This window comes from Pseudomonas sp. MDT1-85 (assembly GCF_054898065.1).
The window spans coordinates 3,044,544-3,062,643 of the sequence record NZ_CM142715.1; the positions used below are offsets into that span (position 1 = coordinate 3,044,544).

Annotated in this window: 18 protein-coding genes and 1 pseudogene; 12 read left to right on the top strand and 7 right to left on the bottom strand. The window is 57.0% G+C overall.

The annotated features are described in order from the left end of the window. The first annotated feature begins 372 nt into the window (after window positions 1–372). Window positions 373–888, top strand: coding sequence for a GNAT family N-acetyltransferase (locus tag ACYZT2_RS13760; RefSeq protein WP_461972907.1), 516 nt, complete (start codon window positions 373–375; stop codon window positions 886–888). 126 nt (window positions 889–1,014) lie between these two features. On the opposite strand, the gene ACYZT2_RS13765 is transcribed toward ACYZT2_RS13760, so the two are convergent. The 4 genes from ACYZT2_RS13765 to ACYZT2_RS13780 all read right to left on the bottom strand — a co-directional run bounded on the left by ACYZT2_RS13765 (window position 1,015) and on the right by ACYZT2_RS13780 (window position 4,636). After that, a complete protein-coding gene (locus ACYZT2_RS13765; RefSeq protein WP_461972909.1) occupies window positions 1,015–1,707 on the bottom strand; it encodes an aspartate/glutamate racemase family protein in 693 nt (230 codons plus the stop codon). Between the two features lie 116 nt (window positions 1,708–1,823). Next, window positions 1,824–2,138, bottom strand: a complete 315-nt coding sequence (locus tag ACYZT2_RS13770; protein WP_461972911.1) for a DUF2599 domain-containing protein — start codon at window positions 2,136–2,138, stop codon at window positions 1,824–1,826. 87 nt (window positions 2,139–2,225) lie between these two features. Further along, window positions 2,226–3,155 (bottom strand): halovibrin HvnC, encoded by a 930-nt coding sequence (locus ACYZT2_RS13775; protein ID WP_461972913.1) that lies wholly within the window; start codon window positions 3,153–3,155, stop codon window positions 2,226–2,228. Between the two features lie 98 nt (window positions 3,156–3,253). Further along, a complete protein-coding gene (locus ACYZT2_RS13780; protein WP_461972915.1) occupies window positions 3,254–4,636 on the bottom strand; it encodes a hypothetical protein in 1,383 nt (460 codons plus the stop codon). Window positions 4,637–4,873: 237 nt separating this feature from the next. Here ACYZT2_RS13780 and ACYZT2_RS13785 point away from each other — a divergent pair, with 237 nt between their 5' ends. Beyond that, a complete protein-coding gene (locus ACYZT2_RS13785; protein ID WP_461972917.1) occupies window positions 4,874–5,368 on the top strand; it encodes a hypothetical protein in 495 nt (164 codons plus the stop codon). A gap of 129 nt (window positions 5,369–5,497) precedes the next feature. Here ACYZT2_RS13785 and ACYZT2_RS13790 read toward each other — a convergent pair whose 3' ends face one another. Both ACYZT2_RS13790 and ccoN read right to left on the bottom strand, forming a co-directional pair. Beyond that, on the bottom strand, window positions 5,498–5,719 hold the full coding sequence (locus ACYZT2_RS13790; protein ID WP_461972919.1) for a cbb3-type cytochrome c oxidase subunit 3: 222 nt from the start codon (window positions 5,717–5,719) through the stop codon (window positions 5,498–5,500). 15 nt (window positions 5,720–5,734) lie between these two features. Continuing rightward, entirely contained in the window at window positions 5,735–7,162 is a 1,428-nt protein-coding gene (ccoN, locus tag ACYZT2_RS13795) for a cytochrome-c oxidase, cbb3-type subunit I (RefSeq protein WP_461972921.1), read from the bottom strand. A gap of 440 nt (window positions 7,163–7,602) precedes the next feature. Between ccoN and ACYZT2_RS13800 the strand changes: the two genes are divergently transcribed. The 4 genes from ACYZT2_RS13800 (at window position 7,603) to ACYZT2_RS13815 (ending at window position 11,546) form a co-directional block, all read left to right on the top strand. Next, on the top strand, window positions 7,603–8,826 hold the full coding sequence (locus tag ACYZT2_RS13800; protein ID WP_461972923.1) for a nitrite/sulfite reductase: 1,224 nt from the start codon (window positions 7,603–7,605) through the stop codon (window positions 8,824–8,826). Continuing rightward, window positions 8,823–9,317, top strand: coding sequence for a DUF934 domain-containing protein (locus tag ACYZT2_RS13805; RefSeq protein WP_461972925.1), 495 nt, complete (start codon window positions 8,823–8,825; stop codon window positions 9,315–9,317). Before ACYZT2_RS13800 ends, ACYZT2_RS13805 begins: the two co-directional genes overlap by 4 nt. Window positions 9,318–9,614: 297 nt before the next feature. Then, a complete protein-coding gene (locus ACYZT2_RS13810; RefSeq protein WP_461972927.1) occupies window positions 9,615–10,583 on the top strand; it encodes a hypothetical protein in 969 nt (322 codons plus the stop codon). Window positions 10,584–10,868: 285 nt separating this feature from the next. After that, complete coding sequence (locus ACYZT2_RS13815; RefSeq protein WP_461972929.1) at window positions 10,869–11,546, top strand: DUF3313 domain-containing protein; 678 nt, start codon at window positions 10,869–10,871, stop codon at window positions 11,544–11,546. Between the two features lie 132 nt (window positions 11,547–11,678). Here the strand turns inward: ACYZT2_RS13815 and ACYZT2_RS13820 are convergent, their stop codons facing one another. Continuing rightward, window positions 11,679–12,104, bottom strand: a complete 426-nt coding sequence (locus ACYZT2_RS13820; protein ID WP_461972931.1) for a YciI family protein — start codon at window positions 12,102–12,104, stop codon at window positions 11,679–11,681. A 362-nt stretch (window positions 12,105–12,466) separates the two neighbouring features. Between ACYZT2_RS13820 and ACYZT2_RS13825 the strand changes: the two genes are divergently transcribed. The 6 genes and pseudogenes from ACYZT2_RS13825 (at window position 12,467) to tpx (ending at window position 17,971) form a co-directional block, all read left to right on the top strand. Then, the gene (locus tag ACYZT2_RS13825) at window positions 12,467–12,745 is read left to right on the top strand and encodes a hypothetical protein (RefSeq protein ID WP_461972933.1); all 279 of its coding nucleotides are present in this window, start codon (window positions 12,467–12,469) and stop codon (window positions 12,743–12,745) included. Between the two features lie 138 nt (window positions 12,746–12,883). Next, the gene (locus ACYZT2_RS13830; protein ID WP_461972935.1) at window positions 12,884–14,881 is read left to right on the top strand and encodes an S-type pyocin domain-containing protein; all 1,998 of its coding nucleotides are present in this window, start codon (window positions 12,884–12,886) and stop codon (window positions 14,879–14,881) included. Beyond that, window positions 14,871–15,146 (top strand): bacteriocin immunity protein, encoded by a 276-nt coding sequence (locus tag ACYZT2_RS13835; RefSeq protein WP_461972937.1) that lies wholly within the window; start codon window positions 14,871–14,873, stop codon window positions 15,144–15,146. Before ACYZT2_RS13830 ends, ACYZT2_RS13835 begins: the two co-directional genes overlap by 11 nt. A 107-nt stretch (window positions 15,147–15,253) precedes the next feature. Then, the gene (locus ACYZT2_RS13840; protein WP_461972939.1) at window positions 15,254–16,837 is read left to right on the top strand and encodes a bacteriocin immunity protein; all 1,584 of its coding nucleotides are present in this window, start codon (window positions 15,254–15,256) and stop codon (window positions 16,835–16,837) included. 47 nt (window positions 16,838–16,884) lie between these two features. Further along, window positions 16,885–17,329 (top strand): annotated as a pseudogene (locus tag ACYZT2_RS13845) (SRPBCC family protein). A 141-nt stretch (window positions 17,330–17,470) separates the two neighbouring features. Continuing rightward, on the top strand, window positions 17,471–17,971 hold the full coding sequence (gene tpx / locus ACYZT2_RS13850) for a thiol peroxidase (RefSeq protein ID WP_461972941.1): 501 nt from the start codon (window positions 17,471–17,473) through the stop codon (window positions 17,969–17,971). The last annotated feature ends 129 nt before the right edge of the window (window positions 17,972–18,100 follow it).

Below are 18,100 nucleotides of genomic sequence, written 5' to 3' on the forward strand. Positions count from 1 at the left end.
GCAAAGTAAAGGAACTATACGCCTTGAGAGATACAACCGAGCCGTCAAACCCGATCACGAATGAGTCGTGACAGGCGCGAGGATAGGGAGTGAGGGCAGGGCAGTCAACCGGCGAAACGCTGCTTTGCGTGTAGGTCTGTGCTGGTATGAATTCCATTCGTTCATAACCTCAACAAGCCACCCCAACCCCGTAGGAGCTGCCGAAGGCTGCGATCTTTTGATCTTGTGTTTTCCGGGTACAGCAAAAGCAAAGTCAAAAGATCGCAGCCTTCGGCAGCTCCTACAGTCAAGGATGCATTCGCCGGATCTGGCAGATGAAGGGTGCGGCGGTTTAGAGTGATCGGCCACACACCGATCAAGGACGAATCCACCATGCCCGACCACAACCCCGCCATTCACCTCGAACGCTTCAGCGAGCAGCACATCGAGGGCATTACCGCGCTCTACAACGACCCGGCCGTGGCCCGGCAGGTGCTGCAAATGCCGTTTCAGTCCACCGAAGTCTGGCGCCAACGCCTGATGGCGGACAACGAGCGGGCGGTGAAACTGGTGGCGCTGCATCAGGGAACGGTCATCGGCAACATTGGCCTGGAACAGTTTTCGCGGATCCGCCGCAGCCACGCCGGGAGCTTCGGCATGGGTGTCGCCGTGGCTTGGCAGGGCAAGGGCGTCGGCTCGAAACTGCTGGCAGCAGCGCTGGACATCGCCGACAACTGGATGAACCTGCAACGGGTCGAGCTGTCGGTGTACGCCGACAACGAAGCGGCCATCGGCCTGTACCAGAAATTCGGTTTCGAGACCGAAGGCCTGTTTCGTGACTATGCGGTGCGTGACGGTCGGCTGGTCGATACCCTGAGCATGGCGCGCCTGCGTCGCACCAGTAAGTGAAAAAATTTGAGCGACGAAAGTCCTGTAGGAGCGTGGCTTGCCCGCGAAGAGTGCGCCGCGGTTTTTCAGGTATTACGCGTCATCGTTCTTCGCGGGCAAGCCTCGCTCCTACAGGTTCTGCGCGAGTCAGTCGCCCAACGCAAACTCCACCGCCGCCTGCGCATGCAGTTCGGTGGTGTCGAGCAGGGGCAGGGCGCTGTGTTCGGGTTTGATCAGCAGGCCGATTTCGGTGCAGCCGAGGATGATCGCCTGGGCGCCGCGTTCGGTCAGCGATTCGATCACCCGTTGATAAACCTGGCGCGAGACCTCGCTGATCACCCCGACGCACAATTCGTCATAGATGATTCGATGCACGGCCTGACGTTCCTCGGCCTCCGGCACCAGTACCGTCAGGCCCTTGGCCGTCAGACGAGCCTTGAGGAAATCCTGCTCCATGGTGAACGCGGTGCCCAGCAAACCCACCCGTAGCGCACCGACGTCCAGTGCCGCCTGAGCGGCGGGCTCGGCAATGTGCAAAAAAGGAATATCGATCGCGGCCTGAATCTGCCCGGCCACCTTGTGCATGGTGTTGGTACACAGCACCACGCACTCGGCACCACCCGCTTCCAGACGCCGGGCCGCATCCACCAGAATCGCCGCCGCGTCGTCCCAGCGCCCGGCGTGCTGGGCCTGTTCGACAGGGCCAAAGTCGACGCTGTACATCAGCAATTTCGCCGAGCGCAACGGCCCGAGGCGATCGCGCACCTGCTGGTTGATGAGACGGTAATACTCGGCGCTGGACTCCCAGCTCATGCCGCCGATAAGGCCGATGGTGCGCATTGGATTTCCTCAGGCTATGGCCTGTGTTGATAGGCCAGGCCTGAAGGGAGTTTCCATTTGTTCGATGGCGGACACCAGCGATAAATCAACTGCAATGCTCATGTTTTGGTGAAGTGTCATGGTGCCTTTTCAGGCAAGGGAACTACGTGGTTGCAGCCGGCCTCCAAGGTTTTTGCATACCCCACATCAGGTCGCCACGGTTCCAGGATCCACTGCGGTTTATCCCTCGCTATCGCCAGATGACAAATCAACTGATGACGCAGCCCATGGGTATTTTTCCAGTAGCGGCTATTGGAATAGTCGCGGCTGAGTTCATCCCACAGATAGGGAGTCCCTTCTGGCGGTGTTTTCCTCGCACAGGGTGTGGGCGTGATTGCAAAGGCCCACTGATAGTCCCGATAAAACCATTGCGCACTTTCAATATATTTCACACAGCGTTCCACGGTCAGGATGTAGCTAAAGGGGTGAGCTGATGCCCAACATCAAACCGACACTCATCAGGCACCGCTGTAGGGTCTTCATTGAGCCACCGCCTGGTCGGCCTGAACGTAACTAAAAGTGGCGGTGCCAGTGGCGCTGGTGGCAGGCGTCAGACGGATGATCGGAACCACGATTTTCGGGTTGGTCGAATTGTAGAAATCGCTTTGGTTGTACCGCGCATCGGCGAGCGGTTTCGGATCGCTGCCTCCGGCGATATAAAAGAACGCCATGATAGGGAAAGTGTTGGGCCGGCCCGATGCCCACGTTTTAATAATGACTTCATTGTGTCCGTTAAACCCTGCAGCACCCAATAATGACTTTCCCAGTAAGGATTGGTAGAACGCGGGACCGGAGTAGGTATTTCGATCATCCCTGATGTCGAATCCGCATTGACGCAGATTTGGATTGCCTCCTGCGATATTCCATACGCTCAACCATTGTTGCGCAGTGGTCACGCTAGCATTCTGACAGAGTTGACTTTGAACGGGATAATCCTTGTAAGGACCGCAAACTGCCGTCGTGCTTCGGTGCCACCCCCAAGCGTCCATTGGATACGAACACAAATACTCCAGATCAATCTTGTCGGTAGGTGCTTCGAAAATGGGATACAGGATGTAGCCATTGCCGTAACCCCATGCCAGCCGTCCAAAATTTGCATCGGCTCTGAGGTACGAGAACGAAACGCCGCCACTTTTTATCGATGTGGGGCTGGGATCCCAGACCTTATAAGAGGCGTCTTTTACCGTAACTCTGAGGGTCACGCCCGAGCACAGGAACGCGGGTTGTGAGTTGGAGTTATTGCAATTGAGGAATTTTCGACTGTAAAGCGTGTTCAACTGAGTGGCGATGGCGGGCCCATTCAGCGCCTGGACATTATTGAACGCTCCTACTTCACTCGGTGGTTTTGTATCGACCTGAGTGCAACCCACCACCAACGCGATTAACAGCCAACCGACAATTTTTTGCATGACAGGGCTCCTCGTCAAACACTGACGTGATCTGGTTTTAGTTCATGGGTTAGCAAGCGCTGGGCGCTCAACTAAAGATAATCAGAATAAGCGGATGGCTATAAAGAGACTCTTAGCAGCCATGAAAAAATAAGCGGTTCCACGGTGCCGATTCTTTTTAGCGTGTAATTGAACAGTACGCGACGTCCTCGGTTTTCCGTCAGCCATGCCTGCTGTATCGGCAAATCTGTATAAGAGCTTTGGGTGACAGGAACTTCCTCACCGTATCGGGTAACGACACCGAAAAGTGCAAGGCGTGCTTTGTAATTGTCCTCCAGCGTTGGGTAATACACCCTGAGGTTGAGCTTGTCCGAGGAGAGTGTGGGTTCTGGAAGGTGGTGTTTTTGCCCGGTGATTGTGATGTTAAGGTCTTTGGATTGCAGATCTTCGGTGGTGCCTGGCAGCCTCACGGTATAACTGATCTGCGCGCCGCTGCCGAGACAATCAACCACTTCCAGCCTTGGAACCAGAAATCTCAGTACCTCTCCGGCATAGGCAACGGTTTGAATCTCGCTGCCATAAGTCGAATTGCGCCCGAGCCAATAGACTTTGACAGTTTGCCCGGAGGCGGAGCCGGTGTAAGCAACCTCGACCGTGGCGAACTTGGCCTCATAAAAGTCTTTCTCGAAGTTCAATCGAGTGCCGCCGAGTTCCCTGGCTTCCAGCACTTTTGGCTGTTTGAGATCCAGCACCGGTTTTTGGATGTGCACATCGATATAAGTGGTTTTCGACCAGATTGCTCGCGGGCCGGTCGAGTTGCCGACTTGATCGACAACTCTGAAACGCATAGCGAAATGGGGATTGTCCCGCGGGAACGCATCGGCGAACAGCTTCAGAATGACGATGCCGGCTGCGGCCTGGGGGGCCGTTACGGTGCGCAAAACCGTATGTCCATCACAATCCAGCGTGATTTTGTCGTATGCACGCATGTAGACGTAGCTCAGCCTGACGTCCACTCCTTGCGCGACGCGAGCGGCATCCAGTCCGTTGTCGATGACATCCGCGGGAAGCGTCATCAGGAGATTGGGGTTGTCCCCGGAGCCCACCACTTCGCCCGCCGGGCGAGGGGTGTGATACAGCACCACAAGATCGTCTGATGTCTCGGGGCCCTGACCGACACGTGTGACTCTCAAGCGAATCCGGTTGACGCCGTTGCGCAGAAAAGCAGCTGGCAGATCCATCGTGAACCGCTGGTTCTCCTCACCCGGATTGATGGTTTTGTTGTCCACCGCTGTGGGCTCCTCGTTGATGAGGAGTTCTGCAGTGTCGTAAGTAGCTTGAGAAAACCAGGGATCGATCAGCACTTTCACCAGCGAGTTGACGATGAGGGAAAGTGCCAGGCCTCCTGTAACGTCCGGGTCAGGATGGATGACCGGGATCGTCAACCCGGAGATGATCACCTTATCAATTTTTAAAACCCCGACGTCTTCCTTGCTGCTCATGGCTCGCGTTCCTTGATCGCTATATGGGCCTTGCGGACAGGTTTATCTAATACCCGGTCGTCATGCCCCGCAACTGATAGATCTGACAGGGGAGCCCTGAAAAACAGGCAAAAGGCGACCGTTCGTCGCGTTGATCTGCCGCGGCACTGTAGCCGTTCGCACCTTTGCCATACACAAGCCGTCAGCATCTGCCATGCTCAACGTCCGCAGCACCGCTTCAACCAAAGGAACACTGCAATGGACGACGTACAGCAACTGGGCGAGATGCTTCGCCACTATGCAGATAGCGAAGCGCACAAGAAGCAACTGTTTGAGTCCCAATCGGCCGTGTGGGCGACGCGCATTGGTGAGTTGTTCGATCAGATCCAGCAGTGGCTGGCACCGGTCCTGACGCCGAATCTGTTGGAAGTGAGCCGCGAGGCGTATGTCGCGTCCGGGGCGAGCGTGCCGCTCGAGACGTCGACGTTCAAGACCGAGAAACTGAGTATTGTGATTGCCGGCAAACCGGTGGAGTTTGTGCCGGACGTGATGGGCGCGGGTGGGCAGATTTCCCTCGCAGTGATGGGCTTGACCGCCGCGCGTTATGGCAGCATTTCGCTGGTGTGCCTGCCACCGTCCAGCAATTGGCAGTGGCGCAAGACCAATGGCTTGAAAGACCCGGACACCTTTGCCTTCGATGCGAATTTCCTGGCGCAGCAGCTGCAGGGCCTGATTCCCCGCGAGCGCGGCTGAACTCTTTGGGCATTGCACATTACCCTGTGGGAGCGAGCCTGCTCGCGATGGCGGTTTAGCAATCAACATTTATGTTGACTGACCCTCCGCTATCGCGAGCAGGCTCGCTCCCACATTGATCGTGGTGCCTCAGATTTCGAGGTTGCCCCAGCCCGGTTTTAACGCTTCCGGCGCCACCGCTTTCACGGTTTTGCCCGTGGCCAATTCCACCCGCCGCGCCACTTCGGGGTCATCGGCGAACGGAATCAGGCTGGCATCGTCCAGGCTCTCGGCGGTCTGGTGTTTCAGGCAATACTCGACCGCCAACCAAAGCCCCAAAACGCCCAATAAATTCAACCCCATCTCGATCATGTCAGGCTCCTTGCCTCAGGCAATCTGCGCTTCAAGTTCGGCCATTTTCACGTCCGACACCCGCACCGTGCGCCAGGTGTTGTAGGCCATCAGCAACATGCCGCTGAGGAAGAACACTCCGCCGACAAAGCGCACCACAAACCCCGGATGACTGGCTTGCAAGGCTTCAACGAAGGAGTAGGTCAGCGTGCCGTCATCGTTGATCGCGCGCCACATCAAACCCTGAGTGATGCCGTTGACCCACATCGAGGCGATGTACAGCACGGTGCCGATGGTCGCCAGCCAGAAGTGCGCGTTGATCAGGCCGATGCTGTGCATCTGCGTGCGGCCGAAGACTTTCGGGACCATGTGGTAGATGGCGCCAAAGGTGATCATCGCCACCCAGCCCAAGGCCCCGGCGTGAACGTGGCCGATGGTCCAGTCGGTGTAATGGGAGAGGGCGTTCACCGTTTTGATCGCCATCATCGGCCCTTCAAAGGTCGACATGCCGTAGAACGCCAGTGACAGCACCAGAAAGCGCAGGATCGGATCGGTGCGCAACTTATGCCAGGCACCCGACAGGGTCATCATGCCGTTGATCATCCCGCCCCAACTCGGCGCCAGCAGAATCAGCGACATCGCCATGCCCAACGACTGCGCCCAGTCCGGCAGCGCGGTGTAGTGCAAATGGTGCGGGCCAGCCCAGATGTACAAGGTGATCAGCGCCCAGAAATGCACGATCGACAAGCGATAGGAATACACCGGCCGATTGACCTGTTTCGGCACGAAGTAATACATCATCCCGAGGAAACCGGTGGTCAGGAAGAACCCCACCGCGTTGTGCCCGTACCACCACTGCACCATGGCGTCGGTGGCCCCGGAATACACCGGATAGGACTTGAACCAGTCCACTGGAATCGACAGGTGATTGACCACATGCAGCATGGCGATCACCACGATAAACGCACCGAAAAACCAGTTGCCGACGTAGATGTGTTTGGTCTTGCGTTGCACCACGGTAGTGAAAAACACGATGGCGTAAGCGACCCAGACTACCGTCATCCACACCGCGCCGGAGAATTCGATTTCGGCGTATTCCTTGGTGGTGGTGTAGCCCAGTGGCAGGGTGATCAGCATGACCACGATCACCGATTGCCAGCCCCAGAAGGTGAACGCGGCGAGCTTGTCGGAGTACAGCCGCACCTGGCAGGTGCGTTGCACCGCGTAGTAACTGGCGGCGAATTGCGCGCTGCCGGCAAAGCCGAAAATTACCAGGCTGGTGTGCAGCGGGCGCAAGCGGCCGAAGGTGGTCCATGGCAGGTCGAGGTTCATCTCGGGCCATACCAGTTGCGAGGCGATCCATACCCCCATTGCCATGCCGACGACACCCCAGACGATGGTAGCCACGACGAATTGGCGAACGACCTTGTAGTTATAGGCCTGTCCGATTGTTGCTGTGCTCATGGTCAGTTCTTCCACGGTTGCAAAGTCTTGCCAGGCCACCCGGTCTGGCATGCCATGAACTGTAGAAACCCTGCCGCGAACAAAACAGACTCAGAAAAACCGAGTTTATGCGGATCAGATGCGGCGCATGCCTGCGGCCATACGCCGCGTTCTGATACGGTTTTTTAGTGTTTAGGTGAATCTGTAACGCGCTGCGCTGCTGCTTCATAGTCCACACCATGAGAACAACCGAAAACCCCGTAGCAGCTGTCGAGCCTGCGAGGCTGCGTTCGGCTGCGCAGCAGTCGTGAGTCCGGCGACGCGGTCTGCCTGATGCACCGCAGTGCCTGGTTTTACGACGGCTTCGCCGCCGAACGCAGCCTCGCAGGCTCGACAGCTGCTACGGGGGATGCTGAACCGCGGGTAGAGGGTGAGATCAATCCTGATGAGGTGGCAGCTACATGTATCAGTACGACGACTATGACCGGGCCCTGGTGTTCGAGCGTGTTGCGCAGTTTCGGGATCAGGTCGAACGTTTCATGGCAGGCGATTTGAGCGAAGAAGAGTTCCTGCCCCAGCGTTTGCAGAATGGTCTGTACATGCCAAAGCATGCGCGCGTTGGCGGCGGCTTGGGGCGCACGCCGATCCTCGGTTTGCAGATTCGCGAAGGTTTGCCGTGGCAGCACTTGCTGTCCTACGTCGAGGCGGTGCTGCGGGTCTACAACCGCCATGGGCGGCGCGATAACAAGTACAAGGCGCGGATCAAGATTCTGGTCAAGGCCTTGGGGATCGAAGCGTTCGCCAAGGAAGTGGAGGAGGAGTGGCAGCATCTCAAGGACGGTCCGGCGCAGTTGACCGACGTCGAGTACGAACGGGTGGCCAGTGCTTTTGTCCCTCCGGACTACCGTTCCTTGGCCGACACCGATCTTGATTTCGGCACACGCCTGGCCGAAAACCCGGCGTTCGCCCGTTGGGTGGCGCGCAATGTTCAGCCGCACAAAGTGCCGGGTTACGCAAGCGTGGTGCTATCGACCAAACCGGGCATCGCCGCGCCGCCGGGGGATGTCACGGCCGAGCAAATGGAAGTGGTGGCCCAGTGGTCCGAGCAGTTTGGTTTCGGTGAAATCCGCATCGCCCATGAACAGAACATCGTTCTGCCGGATGTGCCCAAGGCCGACCTTTACCCACTGTGGGGTCTGGCCTGCGAGCAAGGCTTGGGATGCGCCAACATTGGTTTGCTGACTGACATTATTGCTTGCCCGGGCGGTGATTTCTGCGCGCTGGCCAACGCCAAATCAATCCCTATCGCGCAAGCGATTCAGGCGCGTTTCGAGGATCTGGATTACCTGCATGACCTGGGTGATATCAGCCTGAACATCTCCGGCTGCATGAACGCCTGCGGCCACCATCACATCGGCAATATCGGCATTCTTGGCGTCGATAAAAACGGCAGCGAGTGGTACCAGATCACCCTCGGCGGCGCCCAGGGCAAGAACAGCGCGTTGGGCAAGGTTATCGGCCCGTCCTTCAGCGCCGCCGAAGTGCCTGATGTCATTGAACGGATCATTGGCACGTTCGTTCGTTACCGGGAAAGCGAAGAGCGGTTCGTCGATACCTTGGCGTGCATCGGTCTGGAGCCGTTCAAGGCGCGGGTGTACCCGAAAATGCTGGAGGTGTCGGCATGAACAATCTGATTCGTTTGCAAGACGGCGGCGCCGAGTGGGTGCGCGATGATCCGTGGCAGTTGATTCGTGAGGTAATGGATGTGTTGCCAGCGGGACCGCTGATACTGCCGTTACCCCAGTGGCTGGCCCAGAATGCCGACAGGACGTCAGCGCTCGAAGGCGTCTGGCTGGGGCCCGACGACGAAGTGACAAACCTGATGCCGTGGTTTCCCAACCTGCCGCTGATTGCCCTGGACTTCCCGAATTTTCGCGACGGACGCGCCTACAGTCAGGCCTATCTGTTGCGTACCCGTTTCGGTTGGCAAGGCGAATTACGCGCGATTGGCGACGTACTGCGCGATCAACTCAGCCACATGCGCCAATGCGGTTTCGACAGCTTTGCCGTGCGCGAGGACAAATCTGCTGAAGATGCGCTGAAGGGATTGGCGGGGATGAGTGTGCTTTATGGGCGCTCGGTGATCGAGCCGCGGCCGTTGTTTCGGCGGCGCTGAAGCCCCGTGGCGAGGGGGCTTACCCCAATACTGGTAAGTTAAGAGTTTTGAGCGACGAAAATCCTGTGGGAGCGTGGCTTGCCCGCGAAGAATACACCGCGGTTTTTCAGGTATTACGCGTCATCGTTCTTCGCGGGCAAGCCACGCTCCCACAGGTTCTGTGTTTTAACTTACCGGCTCGGAGCAAGCCCCTTCGCCACAGGGATCTCTCTTGTCTGGGTATTTTTGCTTGGGCCACTGATGGCATTTTGGTAGAGTCCGCGCCTCATAAGGAGTCAGCAAAGAAAGGAGTCTGGTTTGAGCGGGGGCAAAAAGATTTTAGGGCTTTTCGCGTTGCTGCTGATGGCGGCTCTGTGGGGCAGTTATTTTTACGTGTTCAAAGAAAACCGTAACGGCCAGCTCGGGGAGACGTTCAGCAGTTACGCCTGGTGCGGCACACCGCCGGCCAGCGATGCCACCGGCTCGGGCAGGGACCGACTGTCGCTGCACATCGCCAACAACGTCCACGGCGAGTTCATGCTTTCGGGCGCGGTGATCGTCTCCGAGCGAACCTTTGATCGTTATGACCTGAGCCGCAACGAACTGCGGCTGCGCATGGAGCCCATGCAGTGGTCCTACGGCATTGCGCCGATTCTCATGGAACAGGTCAAGATCAACCCCCTGAGCCGCAACCTGTCTTCGACCAACAAAAGTGCCTATGCCGAACTTGAGTCCAGACCCATCGGCGTCCTGGGGCGGTCGACGGACTTTCCGTTCGACACCTATCGCTACGGCTACAAACCGGTGCTGTACATCCTCAAGGGCAACGAGCGCATCGATTTGAAGTTCAGGAACATCACCACCAGCATGGAGATGTCGAACACCTTTACGCCGACCCAGAAGTACAACCGTGTCGAGTACATCAACGAGAAAAATTCGTTGATTAGCGAGGAAGACTACAAGCCTTACGGCGCCAACGAATGCGCGTTCAGCGTCGAGCGCAAGGGCTCGTTCAAAGTGATTGTGCTGCTGTTGTTGCTGGTGATGTGCCTGCCGCTGCTTCATGTGTTTTATCGCGATGAGCCGGGCATCGATTTTCTCGCGACGCTGGTGAGTATTGGTGCGATCCGGGTGTTTCTGGTGGGGCCGTTGAACGACTTCCAGCTGTACACCATCGACTTCCTGTTCGCCGCGGTGATTATCCTGGTGGGTACGGTGTCGTTGATCAAGGCGATGCGGGCCAATAGTCGGCGGGAGCTGGCGGCGAAAAGCGGATCTTCGTGGTGATTGACCAGGTTTTTCCAGATGGGATTTTGTGTTGTTTGAGCTGATGTCTTCGCGGGCAAGCCTCGCTCCTACAGGTCCGGGTCGTATGCAGTGCTGCCAACCACCCAAACCATGTAGGAGCGAGGCTTGCCCGCGAGGGGGCCTTTGAATAGTGCCGCGATCACTTCAACGGCTGCGGCAATAGATGAATATTGTATGTTTTGATAACAAAATGCCGGGCATTGGCTATACCTGTAATTCCTATCTGCAATATTGTTGCCTGGCCTTCCGACAGGAGTTACAAGCATGAAGCTTGCATTAATGATGAGCACACTGTGCATCGCCTCTATCGGGGTGGTGGGTTGCTCCAGCAAAGTCGTCGAGCCAGACCAGTATTCCGGCTTTCTCAAGGACTACAGTCAGCTGAAGGAAGCCAAGTCGCCTTCGGGTGCCGTGGTGATGCGCTGGATGGACCCCGAGCTCGATATCAACAAATTCACCAGTGTCTACGTCGAACCGACTCAGCTCTACCCCAAACCGCAACCGACGGTGAAAATCCCTCAGACCACACTGAACGGCATCACCAGCTACTACGATCAAGCACTTAAACGCGAAATTGGCAAATCCCTGCCACTAGCCAACGGTCCCGGCCCTGGCGTGATGGTGGTGCGTGCGGCGATTACCGCCGTCAGCAGCAAGACCGAAGGCCTCAAGCCTTATGAGGTCATCCCGATCGCTCTGGTGGCAGCGGCAGTCAGCACTGCCACTGGCATTCGCGACCAGGAAACCGATCTGGCCACCGAAGCAGTGTTTCTCGATGGCGGCAGCAACAAAGCGCTCGCTCAGGTCGTGCGCAAGGGCACCGGCAAACCGCTGGAAAACTCAGATCAGGTGATGAAGCCCAATGACGTGAAAAACGTGATCGATGGCTGGGCGTCGGATCTGCATCAGTCGTATCTGAAACTCAAGTCCGAGTCCAAGTAATGCGGCGGGGCTGAGGGCCTCTTCGCGAGCAAGCTCGCTCCCACATTGATTCTGTTCGATCACAGATTTTGTGTACGCCAGAGATCAAATGTGGGAGCGGGCTTGCTCGCGAAAGCGGTCTTTCAGTGTGCTTCAGTGCTTCTTCCCCTGCGCACGCACTCGTTCTTCCTGCTCGCGCAACTGCGGTGTGAATTCGGCACCGAAGTCTTCGGCCTCGTACACCTGGCGAATCTCGATCTCGGCCTCTGTCCCCGGCATCGGGTTAGGGCAGCGTTTGACCCACTCGATCGCTTCCTCTTTCGACTTCACCTGCCACAGCCAATAGCCGGCGATCAGCTCCCTGGTGGCGGCGAACGGACCGTCGACCACCGTGCGCTGGTCACCCGAGAAACGCACACGGGCGCCTTTGCTGCTGGGCTGCAGGCCGTCGCAATCGATAAGAATGCCGGCCTTGGCCAGTTCCTCGTTGAAATTGCCCATCGCGGTCATCAGTTCTTCGCTGGGCATCACACCGGCCTCGGAATCCGGGCTGGCTTTCACAATGATCATGAATCGCATGGTCTTGTCTCCGTGGGATTTGAGTGACTCATTTCCTGGTCGAATGGCGGTCGCCTGAATCGACAGTACCTCTAACAAAAGACCGCAAAAAGAATGGATGGGTTACCGGTGTGAGCACCTCGATTTAAATCCACACCGATAACTATGTACCGCACCTGACCACTGCTCCATTGACATGCTGTGCCCTACAGACAAGGAGTGACTGTATGGCACAGAACATATTGAACGATGAATCGACAGGGGAAGTTGTCATCAGGCCGGGACCCTCATCCTCGGGCAGCGTTTTCAGCGTCGGCGGAGGGGTTTCAGGCGGATTCGGTGGTACGAGCAGCAAGAAGAGAAAAAGGGCCCGAAAACGGGCCATGGAAGCGCATCGTCAAGCACAAGAAAAAGCGCGTGTGCAGGCGCAAGCCGAGGCCGCGCGGGCGCAAGCTGCTGCCGCACAAGCCCAGGAACAGGCACGCGCCCAGGCGTTGAATCAGTTTCTTGCGGGGCTGGCGCAACGTCATGACACCGTCAGAGCCGAGGTGGACCGTCGCTTTGCCGACAAGGCCGGGCAACTCTCGGCATCCCTTGAGCACGAAATCTCGGCTGCGCGACGGCCGCCCAACAGCGACTCGAGCGAACGCTGGCAGATTTAACTGATCACCAAAGAAAAAAACGAGGTCGACGGGCTCATCGCCCGCAAGACCGTTGAACTCAATGCAAAAAACGCGGTTGCTCGATCTTTCGATGGGCACGATCCATTCACCCGCACCTCGAATGATTACCTGGCACGATTGGGGGCGTTCGGCCAAGCGCTCAATGATGGTCACCAAATTTGGGAAAACGCCTACAACGCGGCCCATGAAGCGCGGTTGCTGACCTCGCAAATCAATGGGCTCACGGATAAATCCAATGCGCTGGCCAGACATCACGCTGACCAGACCATTGTCTGGTGCGAAAGGGAAGCCATCTGGGAGGCCCAGCGTCAGTACGCCGAGCAGCGTGAAGCCCGCGTTCGCTTCAAGCAGCAGGCTGATGAAGATGTACGGGTTGAACGGGTCAGGCAGGCCAACACGCTGACGGCTCCTGTTACTTCGGTTGCCGCTGGCGGAATGGTTTTGACGCGTGACAGCGTATTTGTGGCGCAGCAAGCTGCAGCAGCGCTTGAGACGGCTGTCCAGTCTGCCGTCAATACCCTCATCGATTTTGGACGCATCGCAGCAAAAACGGGACCGGTGTTCGTCACCGCAATGGTGTACTCGCCAACCCTTGGCAATGGCGAGTTGAGCGCCGAGCAGCGTCGGCGTTTATTTCAGGCTGTCGGGGTGCCGGCGCAAGCGTTGGGCCTTGCTGACCGGCAAGCGTTGCAATCGATTGCCGATGCGGGCGGTTCGGTGGAGGTCGCGTATCGACTCAAACCTGAAACCGTAGCGCAAGGCACTGCGATCATCGTTGCCAGCACAGGTGGGGAGATAGGTGCCCATGTACCTGTCGTCAACGCAGTGCTTGACCCGTTGACCGGCCGCTATAGCGCCGAGATTCCCGGTTCGCCAACCAGGCACCTGCAATTCACACCGGACACCCCTCAGGTTGTCACTGCCAGTCAGCCAGGGCTGAGCGTGTTGACACCACAGGTCGAGGCCATTGCGACGGGCGTCGATCTGCGTATCAGCGATTGCATAGTGTGCGTGCCTGGCCAGCCGCCGATTTACTTCACTTTCAATCTGCCACCCATGGGTTCGGGCGTTGTCACGGGGATCGGTAAACCGGCGGCGAATGACTGGTGGAAAACTGCGGGCCAGCCTCAGGGCGCAGCCATCCCGGTACAGATTGGTGACCAGTTCCGAGGCCGGGAAATCAACTCGTTCGGTGCTTTCGACGAAGCGCTGTGGCGAACGCTGGGCGAGCATCCGGCTCTCACCGCCCAATTCGATGAGGTCAACAAAAAACGCATCGAACAAGGCTTCGCGCCTTATGCGCCGAAAAGTACCTGGGTCGGTGAGCGACGCGAGTTCGAACTGCGCTATCAGGAGCGGGCAGAACTCGGCGCCAATCCTTTCAACCTCGACAAAATCAGCATCACCACGCCGCAAAGCATCCAGGGGCGGCTGGGGATCACTCCAGCGGCTCTGCCCTGGCCGATTCGTCCGGTCGGCGTTGGCACCTGGACTCCCTTGGTTCCACCAGGTATCGAACACCTCGGTCCTACAACCTCACCGGTTACACCGTCGATTCCTGCGGTTTATCCCGGCGCACCCGTCATCCCGGTCCTACCGCCAAACGAGACGTTTCCGGCTGTTGACGAAGGGCAGATCGGTGCCAGTATTCCTGGGTATCCGGCGGACATGGAATTGCCTTCGTCGGATGTTCTGTTCCTGGATCGGCGAGACGATTCAGGTATGGCGATGGGGTTTGGGAAGCCGGTTTCCGGAGTATGGCTCGGCGACGCTGCACGAACGGAGGGTGCGCCGATTCCCGAGCAGATTGCGGATCAGTTGCGGTGGATGGAGTTTCGTAATTTTCATGGGTTCAGGCGGGCGTTTTGGAAGGCTGTTGCGGCGGATTCTGAATTGAGTAGCCAGTTTAATGGAGGCAACCTGGACAGAATGCGAGATGGGTCTGCTCCTTTTTCTGCTGTTGTGGATCAAGTCGGGGGGCGTATGGTTTTCGAACTTCATCATAAAATCGAAGTTTCAAAAGGTGGAGATGTCTACGGCTTGGACAACATATCGGTGATGACTCCAAAACGTCATATTCAATTGCACAAAGGGAATAGCAATCATGATTTTTAAAGAGAGGCTGGAGGATTACAACGAGGCGGAGTTTTTATATTTTTTGGAGGAGTTTTTCCATCAGACAAGTGGTTTGAAAGGAAGAGCGTTGGAGGATTACAGGGACAAACTACTCGCACATTTTGAGTTGGTAACCGAACATCCAGGCCGTTCAGACGTCATCTTTTACCCAAAAGAAGGCCAAGAGGACAGTCCAGAGGGCATTCTGAAAGAAGTCAAAGAATGGCGCGCACTTAACAATAAACCCGGCTTCAAGCCAGAGTAACTACCCTGCTTGAAACGCAAACAACTCAAAGGCATCTGCTCATAACAACTTGAGCAGATGCTGTTATCTGGCAGCCGTTGTGTGCCAGAAACAAGGAAGCAATAAAGATGGAACTTAAAGCACCACTCAAGGATTACACCGAGCCCGAATTCCAGGCACTGGTCGACAGAATCTGGGCCGTCGATCTGCCGAAACAGGACCATGACCGACTAATCAATCATTTCGATAGCATCGTCGGTCACCCCAAAGGGGCAGACCTGCTGTTTTATCCGCCAGAGGACGATACGAACACCTATTCATCGGGCTCGGTCGTGTACTACGTCAAAGACTGGTACCACAAACAGAACCGTGCAGCATTCAAGGGGGAGGAGGCTCCTGTTCCACGTCCGGTTGTTGCAAGACCGGGAACGCCGTTGACCCTGGCGCAGATGACGCAACAGCGCATTGCCCATAATCTGGCGGACGTGCAAAAAGCCGCCGTCGATCTGGTGGCCTCGGAGCGGGCGGCGGAACTGGCACTCAATCTTTTCGAGCAACGGATCAAACATCTGCGTCAGCGACAGAGCGCCCAAGTGGACATCCATGGGCGCGAGGCAGACATTCGTGCTCTGGAGGTCGCCGAGTTTGAAGCGCGCCTGGCAGCTCGCCGGTACGAATACTGGAAAATGAGCCTCACATTCAAGCGAGACAGCGCCCGGCGCGACCTCTCCTACGCCCGGTCCGAGCACGCACAGTGGCAAAACATAGCCCACCAGATCAACGTTACTTACGATCGTTATCTGACGAAGTTGAATGACATCAATCAACGTCTCCACCGCTTTCAAGTGGACGCTGAAGCGCTGCTGGTGGCCACGCAAACACAACTTGTTGATCAGCGTTATCAGCAGGGAACAGGGCCGAATCAGGCGTCCGAACTGCTTTTTGCGCCGCTTGCCTTTGCCAATGCGCGACCGGGTATTCTTCTCGATGGCGGCCTTTCGCAACCCTTGGAGATCCAACGGGTGGCATTGCAAAAAGCCATACGCTCGGCAGTGGCGGAGTTTACCTGGCAGATCACCTCGGGAGCGCAAGACCATCAAGGTCACTACGCAGCGGTGCTGCAATTCGATTTTTCCAGTCGAGCCGAAGTGGGGAGGTATGGGCTCAGCGTTCCTCTGCTCGAGTTGCTGCCAATCGAGGGCCAGGATTGGCAAGGCATGGCCGCGACGGGTGCCGAAGTCAATCTTCCGTTCAGGATGAGCAGCGGCACGTACTCCGTTCCACCAGGGACGATGTCCCGAGGCCTGAGGGAAATAAAGACGTTGCTACAGGTGGCCATTACGCCGACTAATGGCGGTGTATTGTCGTCCAGAGTGAGGGTGCGAGCCGCCGTCTGGAATGAGCACCTGAAGACCTACTGCTTCACCGCCGACGGGCCGGCGCCGATGATCGTGAGTTGGAGCGCGCCAGCCAACCTTGAAGCCATCTTGACCCTGGCGCCAGCCCCCGAGTATCGACTGGGATTCCTTCGGTCTTTGCCTGTGCCTGTATTGGAGTCTTTCAGTGACATGGCCGCGATTCGTTTCGACGACTATGTCGTAGTCTTCCCGCCAGCGTCTGGCCTGGACCCGCTTTACATCGTGTTCAGAGACCGGCGTGAATATCCCGAAATGATCATTGCTGAAGCAAAGCCTGACGCGACTGTGCTCTAACGCAGCTGCTGATCAACCACCCGCCAAACAAAGGAATGTTACCGTCTATGCCTGTTCTGGAACTCACTACCCTGATCCCCAACCGCACACCTGAGCTAGTCCTCGAATTCTGCCTGGAAGGCGCCAACTTCCCGAAGATCTTTGCGCGTCACACTGTTGAGTAATATCGATTTAAGTAACCTGCGCATCGAAGCCGGGCGCCAGTTTCGCTTTTGCCATTGGATGTTCAATATCATTCCTGTGGGCTGGACGGTGGTGATCCGCGAAGTTGGCGAGCACCATTTCATCGATGAAATGCTCAAGGGGCCAATGGCTGCCTTTCGTCATGAACATCGGGTGGCGGCGGGTGAGGGCGGTACGCTGTACACCGACCGCGTGACCTACGCGGCCATGGGTGGCGCGCCGTTGGAGTGGCTGGTGGTCAATGCCTACATGCGGCGGATTTTCGAAGCGCGGCACCGCAATATGTTGCGGTTGCTCGGATCAATGTAGGGGTTTTGCGTGACGATTTGTATCCAGTTTTGTGCGACGAGATATCACAATTTGTATCTGGGCATAGGTCGCCAGACCATTTCGTGGTTAACTTCGGCCTCGTCAAAATTCTCTACATCAACGTTCAGAAGGACTCCGTTCATGGCTCAAGTCACTCTTAAAGGCAACCCGGTTCAAGTCAACGGCCAATTGCCACAAGCCGGTTCTCAGGCGCCAGCCTTTTCCCTGGTTGCCGGCAATCTGTCCGACGTGACCCTGGCGAGCTTCGCCGGCAAGCGCAAAGTGCTGAACATCTTCCCAAGCGTTGATACCCCGACCTGCGCCACTTCCGTGCGCAAGTTCAACGCCCAGGCCAATGACATCGCCAACACCGTGGTGCTGTGCATCTCCGCTGACCTGCCGTTCGCCCAGGCTCGTTTCTGCGGCGCCGAAGGCCTGGAAAACGTGCAGAACCTGTCGACCCTGCGCGGTGCCGAGTTCATCGAGAACTATGGCGTGGCCATTGCTGACGGCCCGCTCAAAGGCCTGACCGCCCGTGCCGTCGTGGTTCTGGACGAAAACGACAATGTCCTGCATAGCGAGCTGGTCAAGGAAATCGCGGAAGAGCCGAACTACGATGCAGCGCTCGCAGTCTTGAAATAAGTAAACCTTTACAATTGTTAACGGCCTGGCCCTGTCCAGGCCGTTTTCATTTGTGCTTCAGTGTCTTAGCCAAACCTCCTGTTACGTAAGCCAAAGGTAAATTGCCGGTAAAGGCGCTTTGCTTAATAC